11 protein-coding genes are annotated in these 13,808 nt (G+C 61.2%); all 11 read right to left on the bottom strand.

Annotated features, from left to right (window positions below; all coding sequences use genetic code 11):
- Positions 1-23 precede the first annotated feature (23 nt).
- Entirely contained in the window at positions 24-1,565 is a 1,542-nt protein-coding gene (locus IHQ71_RS25215; RefSeq protein WP_258159149.1) for a SpoVR family protein, read from the bottom strand.
- A gap of 12 nt (positions 1,566-1,577) precedes the next feature.
- Positions 1,578-2,900, bottom strand: a complete 1,323-nt coding sequence (locus IHQ71_RS25220) for a YeaH/YhbH family protein (RefSeq protein ID WP_258159150.1) — start codon at positions 2,898-2,900, stop codon at positions 1,578-1,580.
- Between the two features lie 24 nt (positions 2,901-2,924).
- Positions 2,925-4,874: a PrkA family serine protein kinase gene (locus IHQ71_RS25225; protein ID WP_258159151.1), complete on the bottom strand. Its 1,950-nt coding sequence runs from the start codon at positions 4,872-4,874 to the stop codon at positions 2,925-2,927.
- A 196-nt stretch (positions 4,875-5,070) separates the two neighbouring features.
- Entirely contained in the window at positions 5,071-6,477 is a 1,407-nt protein-coding gene (gene lpdA / locus IHQ71_RS25230; RefSeq protein WP_258159152.1) for a dihydrolipoyl dehydrogenase, read from the bottom strand.
- A 22-nt stretch (positions 6,478-6,499) separates the two neighbouring features.
- Complete coding sequence (locus IHQ71_RS25235) at positions 6,500-7,258, bottom strand: SDR family oxidoreductase (RefSeq protein WP_374989915.1); 759 nt, start codon at positions 7,256-7,258, stop codon at positions 6,500-6,502.
- Positions 7,246-7,737, bottom strand: coding sequence for a hypothetical protein (locus tag IHQ71_RS25240; protein WP_258159154.1), 492 nt, complete (start codon positions 7,735-7,737; stop codon positions 7,246-7,248). The genes IHQ71_RS25235 and IHQ71_RS25240 overlap by 13 nt, the downstream gene beginning before the upstream one ends.
- Before the next feature lie 10 nt (positions 7,738-7,747).
- Positions 7,748-8,167, bottom strand: coding sequence for an MAPEG family protein (locus IHQ71_RS25245; protein ID WP_258159155.1), 420 nt, complete (start codon positions 8,165-8,167; stop codon positions 7,748-7,750).
- A gap of 21 nt (positions 8,168-8,188) precedes the next feature.
- Complete coding sequence (gene odhB / locus IHQ71_RS25250) at positions 8,189-9,445, bottom strand: 2-oxoglutarate dehydrogenase complex dihydrolipoyllysine-residue succinyltransferase (protein ID WP_258159156.1); 1,257 nt, start codon at positions 9,443-9,445, stop codon at positions 8,189-8,191.
- Positions 9,446-9,498: 53 nt separating this feature from the next.
- A complete protein-coding gene (locus IHQ71_RS25255) occupies positions 9,499-9,807 on the bottom strand; it encodes a YciI family protein (protein WP_258159157.1) in 309 nt (102 codons plus the stop codon).
- 12 nt (positions 9,808-9,819) lie between these two features.
- Positions 9,820-12,810: a 2-oxoglutarate dehydrogenase E1 component gene (locus IHQ71_RS25260; RefSeq protein WP_258159158.1), complete on the bottom strand. Its 2,991-nt coding sequence runs from the start codon at positions 12,808-12,810 to the stop codon at positions 9,820-9,822.
- Between the two features lie 93 nt (positions 12,811-12,903).
- Positions 12,904-13,806, bottom strand: a complete 903-nt coding sequence (gene sucD / locus IHQ71_RS25265; protein ID WP_258159159.1) for a succinate--CoA ligase subunit alpha — start codon at positions 13,804-13,806, stop codon at positions 12,904-12,906.
- Between the last annotated feature and the right edge of the window lie 2 nt (positions 13,807-13,808).

The following is a 13,808-nucleotide window of genomic DNA, read 5'->3' on the forward strand; positions in this document are numbered from 1 at the left end:
GCAATGCGGCCGGCGTTGCACGATCAGCCGGCAAGGACCGTGGAGCGCTCATAAAGAACGTCGCCCGATGCTTCGACGCCGGTCAGGCTGACATCGTATCCCCAAAGCCGGCGAACATGCGCCAGGGTGGCGTCTCGGGTCTTGTCCTCAAGCAACATGCCGTCCTTCACCGTATGCCGCAATCGGAGCTGGCGATCCCCCAAGAGATCGACGTCAACCACCTGTATGTCGGGCTTGTTCGTTGCCAGGTCGTAGTTCATGGCAAGCGCCGAGCGCACGGCGGAATAGCCACGCTCGTTGTGAATGGACCTGATCTCACAGAACCTGTCATTGGCGCGGTCGGAAAGCTGGAACATGCGGAATTTGCGCATCACGGCGGGGCTGAGATATTGCAGGATGAAGGATTCATCGCGATGATTGGTCCAGGCGTCGATCAGCGTGCCGCGCCAATCGCCGTTGCCCGCTATGTCGGGGAACCAATCGCGGTCCTCCGCCGTCGGCGTCGTGCAGATGCGTTCGATGTCCTGCATCATCGCGAAACCCAGCGCGTAGGGGTTGATCCCCGAATAGCGCGGGTCGTCGAAACCCGGTTGGAAGACCACATTGGCGTGGCTCGCCAGAAGCTCCAGCACCGCACCCTCGCTGATCTTACCCTGGTCGAATAACCTGTTGATGATCGTGTAATGGACGAAAGTCGCGCAGCCCTCGTTCATCACCTTGGTCTGGGCCTGCGGATAGAAATATTGCGCGATGACCCGCACGATCCTGAGTATTTCCCGCTGCCAGGGCTCGAGGATAAGGCTGTTCTTTTCGAGGAAGTAGAGCAGGTTTTCCTCGGGGAGATTGAGCTTGCCCTTTCGCTCCGAGGCTTCGCGCTCCGCCTCCTCGATGTCGGCGGATCCGGCTCCCGAGGGCAGCGTTCGCCACAAATCGCTGTAATTCTGTTCCTCGTATTCCAGACGTTCCCGCGTCCGCTCCCGCACCTTTTCCGAGGAGAGACGGGGCGGACGGCGGTAGTGGAAGACACCATGGTCCATCAACGCATGGGCCGAATCAAGGATTTCTTCCACCGCATTGACGCCATGACGCTCCTCGCATTTGGCGATATATTTCTTGGCGAAGTCCATGTAGCCGAGGATCGCGCCTGCATCCGTCCATTGACGGAACAAATAGTTGTTCTTGAAGAAATGGTTATGGCCGAAGGCGGCATGCGCGATGACCAATGTCTGCATCGGCATGGTGTTTTCTTCCATCAAATAGGTGATGCAGGGGCTGGAATTGATCACGAGTTCATAGGCGAGGCCCCGGCGGCCCTTGCGATAGAGCTGGCTCTCGAACACGAAGCGCTTGCCGAACGACCAGTGCTGGTACATGAGCGGCATGCCGACGGAGGAATAGGCATCCAGCATCTGCTCGGAGGAAATGATCTCGATCTGGTTGGGATAGACATCGAGCCCTATCTCATCGATCGCGATCGTCTCGATGGCGTCATAGGCGCGCGAAAGCGTTTCGAAATTCCACTCGGAACCGTCAAACAGCAGGCTCGATGCCGCATGTATCGCCATTCGCTTTCCCCCTCACTTGCGCATTTCAACGGGTTGATGCCGGGCAAAGAGTTTCCGGAACACGGGATAGATGTCGGCAGGCTTGGATATCCGCGTCATCTGGAAATTCGGCATCTTACCATGAACCGTCCGGTACGCACGCCACAGCGACGTTCCGTTGTCGGTCGCCCCGAATATATCGCTTTCACGCTCGTCGATGATCTCGACATAGGCATAATACTGGCAGAGGCGCATGAGATGTTCGCGAAGCAGATAGGCGCAGAGCTCCGAGTCGCCGTTGGCATTGTCGCCATCCGAGGCTTGCGCCGCGTAGATGTTCCAGACATTCGAGGGGTAGCGGTCCGCGATAATGCGTTGCATCTCCTCGAGCGCCGAAGAGACGACCGTGCCGCCGCTTTGCCTGTCATAGAAGAAGGTCTGCTCGTCCACTTCCCGCGCCTCGTCGGTGTGGCGGATGAAGACGATGTCGATCCGCTCGTATCGGCGCTTGAGGAAAAGGTGCAGCAGGACGAAGAACCGCTTGGCCAAATCCTTCTCGCGCTCGCCCATCGAGGCCGACACATCCATCAGGCAGAACATCACGGCGTTCGCATTCGGTAGAGGCTGCTTTTCGAAGCGATTGAACCGGACGTCGACGGGATCGACATAGGCGATCCGCCGGCGGCGTCGTTCCAGCATCTCCAGTTCCTCGCGCAGGCTCTGCAACCTGCGGCGTTGGGACTCGGAAGGCTTCTCTTCCTTCTCCAGTTCGGCGATCTGCTCGGCGATCGCCTGGAATTCCTTGTCGTTTGGACGGCGCAACGCAACGCGCCGGCCGAAGCTGTTGCGCATCGTTCGCCCGACATTGATGTTGGTCGGCGTGCCCGCTGTCGTGAAGCCGACGCGGCGCGGCTTGAACGTCACGGTCTCCTTCAGGTTCAGCTTGACCATATCGGGGAGTTCAAGATCCTCGAAGAAAAGATCGAGCACCTCATCGCGCGACAGGATGAAGATGAAGTCGTCATCGCTGCCATCTCCCATGCCGGGCCTGCCGTGGCCGCTTCCACCGGCGCCGCCCTCGGGTTTGGGGATTCTATCGCCCGGCGAGTAGTCCTGATTGCCGGGTAACACATATTGCCGGTCGCCGGCGTTCGCGGACGGCCGGAAGCTCGGCTCGTCGGCACCCCGTTTCGGCATCGGTACGCCGTGGGCGGCGTCCACGTCGGCAATGTTGTCCGACTTTACCTGGTCGCGGATCGCGCGCTTGATCTCGTCGTGGACACGCTTGAGGAACCGCTGCCTGTTGTTGAGACTCTTGTCCTTCGGGTTGAGCCGACGGTCGATGAAATTCGGCATCTGCCTGCCTCCGCTTGGACAGCGTTAGCCGGCCTTGTTGACGCGCATGTACCAATCCACGAGCCGCCGGACCTGTCGCACCGTATATCCACGCTCCGTCATGCGCTGGACGAACTGGGCGTGCTGCTTCTCGGTGGCACTGTCCTTCTTGGAGCCGAAGCTGATGACCGGCAGAAGGTCCTCAACCTGGCCGAACATGCGTTTTTCGATCACTTCCCTGAGTTTTTCGTAGCTGGTCCAGCTCGGGTTCCGTCCACTGTTCTTGGCGCGGGCGCGCAAGGTGAACTTCACCACCTCGTTGCGGAAATCCTTCGGGTTGGCGATGCCGGCGGGTTTCTCGATCTGCGAGAGTTCGCTGTCGAGTATCTCGCGATTGAGAATCTGGCCGGTGTCGGGATCCTTGAAGTCCTGGTCTTCGAGCCAGGCATCCGCATAGGAAATGTAGCGATCGAAGAGGTTCTGGCCGTACTCGCTATAGGATTCGAGATAGGCCTTCTGGATCTCATGGCCGATGAACTCGGCATAGCGGGCCGCGAGCTCGGACTTGATGAAGTCGAGATAGGCAGCCTCGATCTCCTTGGGAAACTGCTCACGCCGGATCGCCTGCTCGAGAATGTACATGAGATGCACCGAATCGGCGGCGACTTCCTTGGTGTCGTAGTTGAAGGTTTCCGACAGGACTTTGAAGGCAAACCGCGTGCTGACGCCTGTCATGCCCTCATCGACGCCAGCGGCATCACGGTATTCCTGCAGCGATTTCGCCTTCGGGTCGGTGTCCTTGAGGTTTTCGCCGTCGTAGACCCGCATCTTGGTGTAGGTCGGCGAATTCTCATGTGGCGCAAGCCGCGTCGCGACAGTGAACCGACTGAGATTTTCCAGCACTTCCGGCGCGCAGGGGCTCCTGGACAACTCGCTCTCGCGAAGCAGCTTCTCATAGATGAGCCGCTCCTCCGTCACACGCAGGCAATAGGGAACCTTGACCACCAGGATACGGTCGAGGAAGGCCTCGTTGTTCTTATTGTGCTTGAACTGCAGCCATTCCGACTCGTTGGAATGGGCCAGCACGATGCCCTGGTATGGGAACCCACCGAAGTTTTCCGTGCCGTTATAGCTGCCCTCCTGGGTCGCGGTCAGCAGCGGATGCAGGACCTTGATCGGGGCCTTGAACATTTCCACGAATTCGAGAAGTCCCTGCGTGGTCCGGTTGAGACCGCCGCTATAGGAATAGGCATCGGGATCGGCCTGGCTGAAGTTTTCGAGCTGCCTTATGTCGACCTTGCCGACCAGCGCCGAGACGTCCTGGTTGTTCTCGTCGCCTGGCTCGGTCTTGGCGATGGCGATCTGGCGGAGCCGCGAGGGCATGAGCTTCACAACGCTGAATTTCGAAATGTCGCCGCCGATCTCGTCGAGCCGCTTCGCAGCCCAGGGCGAGATCAATCCGGTGAGCCTTCGCCGTGCAATGCCGTATTTGTCTTCGAGCAGGTCGGCCATCCGGTCGGGATGGAAAAGGCCCAGCGGCGATTCAAACACGGGACTCACGTGATCGTCGATGGCCAGCGTGTAGATCGGCAGCTGCTCCATCAACTTCTTGAGTCGTTCGGCGAGCGACGACTTGCCGCCGCCGACGGGCCCGAGCAGGTAGAGGATCTGCTTGCGTTCCTCGAGCCCCTGTGCGGCATATCTGAAATAGCCGACAACCCGCTCGATCGTGTCTTCCATTCCGAAGAAATCGGCGAAGGTGGGGTAGACCTTGATGGTACGGTTGGAGAAAATCCGCCCAAGACGTTCATCGGCACTGGTATCGATCAGTTCAGGGTCGCCGATGGCTTCGACCATCCGCTCCTGCGCCGTCGCATACATGCTTTTGTCATCTCGGCACGCGAGGAGGTATTCCTGTAAACTCAGCTTTTCCTGTGCACCACTGGTATAAGTTTTTGAAAAGAGGTCAAAAACGTCGTTTTCATTCGCCCGCATGGTACTCTCCCGCGGCCGCTTGCTGGGAGACGCGATCGTCATGACGGCCGCTTTTCACTGAACGAAGTTGAACACGATTCGTTCCCTTGGCCCAGATCAATTCGCAGATTTTTTCAATTGCGCGCACAGAGCCACGAGACGTCTTCTCCCCAAGGGAGAAGTATTAGCCGGCTGGCGCCGGCCCTTCTATCAATTGCTACAAATGGATCGGCTTGAAGAACGTCGCCAAGGCGGCTTCCTTCACGGCTTCCGACATCGTCGGATGCGCATGCGTGGTGCGGCCGAGATCCTCCGACGAGCCGCCGAATTCCATCAGCACGGTTGCCTCGTGGATCATCTCGCCGGCGCCGAAGCCGACGATATGGGCGCCGAGCATCCGGTCGGTCTTGGCGTCGGCCAGGATCTTCACGAAGCCCTCGGTCGCCTCCATGGCGCGCGCGCGGCCATTGGCGGTGAAGGGGAATTTTCCCACTTTGTAGGCGATACCGGCCTTCTTCAATTCTTCCTCGGTCTTGCCGACACTCGCCACTTCGGGCTGGGTATAGACGACGCTGGGGATGGCATCGTAATTCACGTGCCCGTGCTGGCCGGCGATGATTTCGGCCACGGCAACGCCCTCGTCCTCGGCCTTGTGGGCCAGCATCGGCCCCTTGACCACATCGCCGATCGCATAGATGCCGGCGACATTGGTACGGTAGCTGCCGTCGATCTCGACGCGGCCGCGATTGTCGAGCGCCACGCCCACGGCATCGAGGCCGAGGCCATCGGTGTAGGGCTTGCGGCCGGTGGCGATCAGCACGACATCGGCCTCGATCGATTGCGCCTCGCCGCCCTTGACCGGCTCGAATGTCACCTTGGCGCCCTTGCCGGTCTTTTCGACATTGGTCACCTTGGCGCCGAGCTTGAGCTCGATGCCCTGCTTGGTCAGCATGCGGGCGAACTGCTTGGAGACCTCGCCATCCATGCCGCCGAGGATCTGGTCGAGATATTCGACGACCGTGACCTTGGCGCCGAGCCGCTTCCAGACCGAGCCCAATTCCAACCCGATGACACCGCCGCCGACCACGACCATGGTTTCCGGCACCTTTTCCAGCGCCAGCGCGCCGGTGGACGAGATGATGACCTTCTCGTCGATCTCGACCGGGACCCCTGGAATGCCCGCGACATCCGAGCCGGTGGCGATGACGATATTCTTGGTCTCGAGTTCCTTGGCCTCGCCGTTCTCCGAGGTGACCGACACCTTGCCCGCCGAGACGATCTTGCCGGTGCCGTGGAACCAGTCGATCTTGTTCTTCTTGAACAGGAAGGCGACGCCCTCGACATTGGATTTCACTGTCGCATCCTTGTGCGCCAGCATTTTTTCAAGGTTGAGCTTCACGCCGGAAAGCTCAACGCCGAGGCTCTCCATGCCATGGCTGGCATGGGCATAGACCTCGGATGCGTGCAGCAGCGCCTTGGAGGGAATGCAGCCGATATTGAGGCATGTGCCGCCCGGCGTCGCCCGCTTGTCGATGACAGCGACCTTCAACCCAAGCTGTGCCGCCTTGATCGCCGCCACATAGCCACCGGGGCCGGTTCCGATAACAACAACATCGTAAGACATTTTCAGATCCCTCAACTGGCGGTCAGCGGCCGCCGCTCACATTCAAGATGGCCCCGGTAATATAGGTGGCCTGTTCGGAAAGCAGAAACAGCACAGCATCGGCAATCTCATCGGGATGACCGGGGCGCTGGACGGGTATCAGGTGGGCTAGCTGGCTTGCACGATCCGGAATGCCGCCGGAGGCATGGATGTCGGTGTCGATGATGCCGGGCCGGATCCCATTGACGCGGATGCCCTGCATGGCGACTTCCTTCGAAAGCCCGACGGTGAACGCGTCGATCGCGCCTTTGGAGGCGGCATAATCGACATATTGCCCCGGCGAGCCGATGACGGCGGCCATGGACGAGATGTTGATGATGACACCGCCCTGGCCGCCGCGTGCCGTGGACATGCGCTTGACGGCGGCGCCGGCGGCAAAGATCGCGCCGATGCTGTTGATCGCGAACATCCGCTCGAGCCTTGCCCAGGAATAATCCGCGACCTCGGAGTAATGGTCCACGACGCCCGCATTGTTGACGAAACCATCGAGGCGGCCGAATTTCTCATCGACGGCTGAAAAGATCGCGGCGATGCCCTCTTCCGTCCCGGCATCGCCATGGACGATCTCTGCAGCGCCGCCATTCGTGCGGATTTCGTCGGCAAGCGTGCGCGCGGCATTGGCGTTGGTGACGTAGTTGATCATCACCCGCCAGCCGGCGGCGGCGGCCTTCTGGCAGATGCTGGCGCCAATGCCCCGGCTGCCACCGGTGACCAGGAGAACCTTGCCGCTCATGGCTTGCATCCCTTGAAGGTCAATACGTCCCACGGCACCACAGTCGCCATTTTCGTCCCCCAGGCGGTGGAATCGCGGAGCGCCGGCCCGAAGCCCGGCAGCAGGATTTCCGTCGCGGCGACCGAGCCTGTGGGCGGTAAAAGCGCGATCTTGCCCTCGGCGCTGGCATAGATCACACCTTGCCAGACCGTGCATTTGGCGAGATCTTCACCTGTGACATCACCTTCCGGGCAATTGTGGAACAGGATGCCGTTGGGCCGGTCGACGGGCTCCGAGCCCATGACAAAGCCTTCCAGCTTCACGTCTGTGTTCTTCACGGCCATCGAGAAACGATAGGACGACGACGCGGCTTCGGAATCGACGGCTTCGAAACTCAGCTCATAGGCACCGTCGCGATCGGCATAGATGGCGTGTTCCTGCTTGCATTCGACCGCGAAAGCGAACGAGGGGAGCAGTGCCAGAGCCAGCGCTAGTTTGATGTTCGACATCTTGGCTCCGTCAGGTTGAATAGGCCGAATAAAGCACGCCAAAGAGCATCATGGCCAGACCGCTGGCGCCGACCAACCAGACGTACGAACGGATATAGGGCACCCCGCCGAGATAGAGCGGGATATAGACGATCCGCGCGACGAACCACACCAGCGTGCCGGCAAATCCGATGCCGCTGCTGTCTCCACCAACCGCGAGCGCCAGGACCAGAACCACGAAACCCGGATAGGTCTCGCGAAAATTTGCCGAAGCGCGTGCTGCCCGTCCGGCCAGTTCGCCAAGTGGTGCAGGCGTGGCATCCCTCGGACCCGCATTCCACTCGCGCCCAACGTCACGATAGGCGAGACTCGACTGCAAGATGACATGGAACATCAGCAGCACGACGCTGAGTGCGGCAAGCACCGGGAATGTCAGGAAGCCTGCCGCCATCGCATGTCCCTCGATCGGGCCTCAGAGATCCAGAACCAGCCGTTCGGGATCTTCTAGGCTTTCCTTGACGCGGACGAGGAAGGTCACCGCTTCCTTGCCATCGACGATGCGGTGATCGTAGCTGAGCGCCAGATACATCATCGGCCGGATCACGATCTGGCCGGCGACCACGACCGGGCGCTCCTGAATCTTGTGCATGCCGAGAATGCCGGATTGCGGCGCATTGAGGATCGGCGACGACATCAACGAACCGTAGACGCCGCCATTGGAGATGGTGAAGGTGCCGCCCTGCATGTCGGCCATCGACAGCGCGCCATCGCGGGCGAGCTTGCCGAGGCGGCCGATGTCCTTCTCTATTTCGGCAATCGACATATGGTCGGCATCGCGCACGACGGGCACGACGAGGCCCTTGTCGGTGCCGACGGCGACGCCGATATGGGCGTAGTTCTTATAGATAATGTCGGTGCCGTCAATTTCCGCATTGACGTTCGGAATTTCCTTCAGCGCGTGCGTCACGGCCTTGGTGAAGAAGCCCATGAAGCCGAGCTTGACGCCGTGCTTCTTCTCGAACAGCTCCTTGTACTTGTTGCGCATCTCCATCACGGCGGACATGTCGACCTCGTTATAGGTCGTCAGCATGGCGGCCGAGTTCTGCGCGTCCTTGAGGCGCCGCGCGATGGTCTGGCGCAAGCGCGTCATCTTCACGCGCTCTTCGCGGGCCTGATCGTTAGCCGGCGAAGCAGCGCGAGCGGCGGCTGGAGCTGCAACAACGGCGGCAGGTGCGGTCGGACCTTTTGCGATCGCTGCAAGCACATCTTCCTTGAGGATCTGGCCACGCTTGCCGGAGCCTTCGACGTCGGATTGCGCCACGCCGCTATCAGCCATCATCTTGGCTGCGGATGGCGCAGGTGGCATCGAGCTCTGGGCGACTGGCGCGGCAGCCGGGGCGGGCGTTGCGGCCGGTGCCGGCTCGGCCTTCGCCGGCGCCTGGGCTGGGGCAGCTTCTGCTGGCTTGGCGGCGGGCGCCGCATCGGCAACCGCGCCTTCGGCGATCTGGCCGAGCAGGCCGCCCGGAGCGACAGTATCGCCGGCATTGGCGACGATCTCACTGAGCGTGCCGCCGGCTGGTGCCGGCACCTCCACCGTCACCTTGTCGGTTTCGAGCTCACAGAGGATTTCATCGACCTTGACGGCATCCCCCACCTTCTTGAACCAGGTGCCAACCGTGGCTTCGCTGACGGATTCGCCGAGTGTCGGGACGCGGATTTCGGTAGCCATTGTCTGAAGTCCTGAATTTGAATTGCGTTTGGTCGTTCGGTTGGTCTCAAGTTTCAGTCGGTTGGTTCGCGTAGTATCAGCGAGGGCATGGGCATCACTTCATACTGGAAGCCGAGCGACGCCCTGATCACCGGATCGGCGGCACCGAGCGCTTCAGCCTCTGTTTCGTTCTCGGTCTCGACGATCGCCATGCCCCAGGGGCCCTTGGGATCGAAGACCGGTCCGACGGCGACCCCCAGCTTTTCAGCCGCCCGTCGCTGCCAGTATTCCGCATGCGCCGTCATCGCCACCCCTTCCGCCTCGGTGATGTCGAAGGGGAAGGTCGGCCTCGGGCTCACCAGTTTGAGAAGGAAATAGCCCATTTTTGCCTCCGGTCAGCTGCCGAGCGCGTCTTCGAGGAAGGCGGCGAGCTGCTGCAAGTGCTTGGACATCAGGCCCGTCGCCGGCGAGGCGGCGGCTGGCCGGCCCGTATAGCGCACGCGCTGATACTTGGCATCGATATGCGCCAGCACCCATTCGAGATATGGATCGATGAAGGCCCAGCCGCCCATGTTCTTGGGCTCTTCCTGGCACCAAACCATTTCCGCCCCACGGAAGCGGCTGAGCTCGTTGATCAGCGCCTTGGCCGGGAACGGATAGAGCTGTTCGACGCGCAACAGGTAGATGTCGTCGATGCCGCGCTTTTCACGTTCTTCGAGAAGATCGAAATAGACCTTGCCGGAGCACATCACGACGCGGCGGATCTTGGCATCCTTCTGCAGCTTGATCGGGCCGTCCTTGATCACTTCCGCATCGTCCCACAGCAGGCGGTGGAACGAGGATTCGCCAGCCATCTCGGACAGCGACGACACCGCCCGCTTGTGGCGCAGCAGCGACTTCGGCGTCATCAGGATCAACGGCTTGCGGAAGTCGCGCTTCATCTGCCGGCGCAGGATGTGGAAATAGTTGGCCGGCGTCGTGCAATAGGCGACCTGCATATTGTCTTCGGCGCAAAGCTGCAGGAAGCGCTCGAGACGGGCCGACGAATGTTCCGGACCCTGGCCTTCATAGCCATGCGGCAGCAGGCAGACGAGGCCGGACATGCGCAGCCACTTGCGTTCGCCAGACGAGATGAACTGGTCGAACACCACCTGGGCGCCGTTGGCGAAATCGCCGAACTGGGCTTCCCACAGCGTCAGCGCATTCGGCCGGGCCAGCGAATAGCCATACTCGAAGCCGAGCACGGCCTCTTCCGAGAGCATCGAATTGATGACCTCGAACCGGGCCTGGGTGGGCGACAGGTTGGCGAGCGGGATATAGCGCTGCTCGGTCTCCTGGTCGTAGAGCACCGAATGGCGCTGCGAGAAGGTGCCGCGTTCGCAATCCTGCCCGGAAAGGCGGATCTTGTGGCCATCGACGCAGAGCGCGCCGAAAGCCAGCGCTTCGCCCATGGCCCAGTCGATGCCCTGGCCGGTCTCGATCATTTGCGCCCGGTTTTCCATGAAGCGCTGGATGGTCTTGTGGGCGTTGAAGCCTGCGGGGATTTCGGAAAGTTTCTTGCCGATCTCCTTGAGCATCTTCATCGGCATCGCGGTCTTGCCGCGACGCTGCTCGTCGGCATTGTCGGCGATCTTCATGCCGGACCACACGCCATCGAGCCAATCGGCCTTGTTGGGCTTGTAGTTCTGGCCCGCCTCGAATTCAGCCTCGAGATGGGCGCGCCAATCGGCCTTCATCTGCTCGAAATCGCCCTGGCTCATCAGGCCCTCGGCGATCAGCCGCTCGGCATAGAGCGTCGAGACCGTCTTGTGGGCGCGGATGACCTTGTACATTTTCGGCTGCGTGAAGCTCGGCTCGTCGCCTTCGTTATGGCCGTAGCGGCGATAGCAGAACATGTCGATGACGACGGGCTTGTAGAACTTCATCCGGAATTCGGTGGCGATCTTGGCCGCATAGACCACGGCTTCCGGATCGTCGCCGTTGACGTGGAAGATCGGCGCCTCGATCATCTTGGCGACGTCGGACGGGTAGGGCGACGAGCGCGAGAAGGCAGGATTGGTGGTGAAACCGATCTGGTTGTTGATGATGAAATGCATCGTGCCGGCGACGCGATGGCCGCGCAGGCCGGAGAGGCCGAGGATTTCGGCGATCACGCCCTGACCGGCGAAGGCCGCATCACCGTGCAGCAGCAGCGGCAGGACCTTGACGCGTTCGCGCAGCGGAATGATGTCGTCGTCCCATTCCTTGGCGATCTGGTCCTGCTTGGCGCGTGCCTTGCCCATGACGACAGGATCGACGATTTCGAGATGCGAAGGGTTGGCGGTCAGCGACAGATGCACCTTGTTGCCATCGAACTCGCGGTCCGACGAGGCGCCGAGGTGGTATTTGACGTCGCCCGAACCTTCCACGTCGTCGGGCGCGGCGGAGCCGCCCTTGAACTCGTGGAACACGGCGCGATGCGGCTTCTGCATCACATTGGTCAACACGTTGAGACGGCCGCGATGGGCCATGCCGAGCACGACCTCCACGAGGCCTTCGGAACCACCGCGCTTGATGATCTGCTCGAGCGCCGGAACCAGCGACTCGCCGCCATCGAGGCCGAAGCGCTTGGTACCCTTGTACTTGACGTCGATGAAGGACTCGAAGCCCTCCGCTTCGATCAGCTTCTGCAGGATCGCCTTCTTGCCCTCGGGGCTGAATTCGACGCCCTTGTCAGGACCTTCGATGCGCGCCTGGATCCAGCCCTTGATCTCGGGATCGGAGATATGCATGAACTCGACACCGATGGTCGAGCAATAGGTGCGCTTGAGGATGTCGATCATCTCGCGCACGGTCGCGTATTCCAACCCGAGCACGTTGTCGATGAAGATCTTGCGGTCGTAATCGGCGGCGGTGAAGCCGTAATTCTCCGGTGACAGTTCGTTGAAGTCGTCGACCGGAGCCGCGATGCCGAGCGGATCGAGATTGGCGTGCAGGTGGCCGCGCATACGGTAGGCGCGGATCATCATGATGGCGCGCACGGAGTCACGCGCGGCACGCTCGATCTCCTGCGGGTCGAGAGCCTTGGCGGGCGCTTCCGCCACGGCCCTGGCCTCGAGCTTCTTGGTCACGGCCTTTTCGACAGTCGGCCAGTCGCCATCCAGCGCGCTGACCAGTTCGCCGTTGAGCGGCACCGGCCAGTTCTTCTTCGCCCAGGAGGCACCCTTGGCCGCCTTGCTGATATCGGCGGGCGCATCGGCGAGTGCCGCGAAGAACTGCTGCCACTCCTCGGTCACCGAGGCGGGGTTCTCCTGATAGCGGGCGTGAAGCTGCTCGATATACGGGGCATTTGCGCCATCGAGGAACGATGTCGCGGCGAACTGCTGGTTGGCGTTCTCAACTGCCATTTTTCAATCGCGGAGCGCCTGCTCCGCCTCCTGCTTTGTCACATGCGGGCTGCTTGCCCGCTGATAGCGAGGGCGGCACGATGCCGCCCCTCGTCAACCCTTGAGCACTTCGACCAAGGTTTTTCCGAGGCGCGCCGGCGAGGGCGAGACCCGGATTCCGGCCGATTCCATGGCCGCGATCTTGTCTTCCGCGCCACCCTTGCCGCCGGAAATCACGGCACCGGCATGGCCCATCGTGCGGCCCGGAGGTGCGGTGCGGCCGGCGATGAAACCGACCATCGGCTTGGCCCGGCCCTTCCTGGCTTCGTCCTTGATGAACTGCGCGGCGTCTTCCTCGGCCGAACCGCCGATCTCGCCGATCATGATGATCGACTTGGTGGCTTCGTCGGCGAGGAACATTTCGAGGATATCGATGAATTCGGTACCCTTGACCGGGTCGCCGCCGATGCCGACGGCCGTTGTCTGGCCAAGGCCTTCGTTGGTGGTCTGGAACACCGCTTCATATGTCAGCGTTCCCGAGCGTGAGAGAACCCCCACCGAGCCCTTCTTGAAGATATTGCCCGGCATGATACCGATCTTGCATTCGTCGGGCGTCATGACGCCGGGGCAGTTCGGTCCGATAAGGCGCGACTTCGACTTGGCGAGTCGGGCCTTGACCTTGATCATATCGGCGACAGGAATGCCTTCGGTGATGCAGACGATCAGCGGGATCTCGGCTTCGATCGCCTCGATGATGGCGCCCGCGGCGCCCGCCGGCGGAACGTAGATCACCGACGCGTTGGCGCCGGTCTTTGCCTTGCCCTCGGCCACGGAAGCGAAGATCGGCAATTTCTCCCCGTTCTTGCCTTCCCAGGTCTCGCCGCCCTTCTTGGGATGCGTGCCGCCGACCATCTTGGTGCCGTGATAGGCGAGCGCCTGTTCGGTATGGAACGTGCCGGTATTGCCGGTCAGGCCCTGAACCAGAATTTTGGTGTCTTTGTTGATCAGAATGGACATCT

It is taken from the genome of Rhizobium sp. TH2 (assembly GCF_024707525.1).
Lineage (GTDB): Bacteria > Pseudomonadota > Alphaproteobacteria > Rhizobiales > Rhizobiaceae > Rhizobium_E.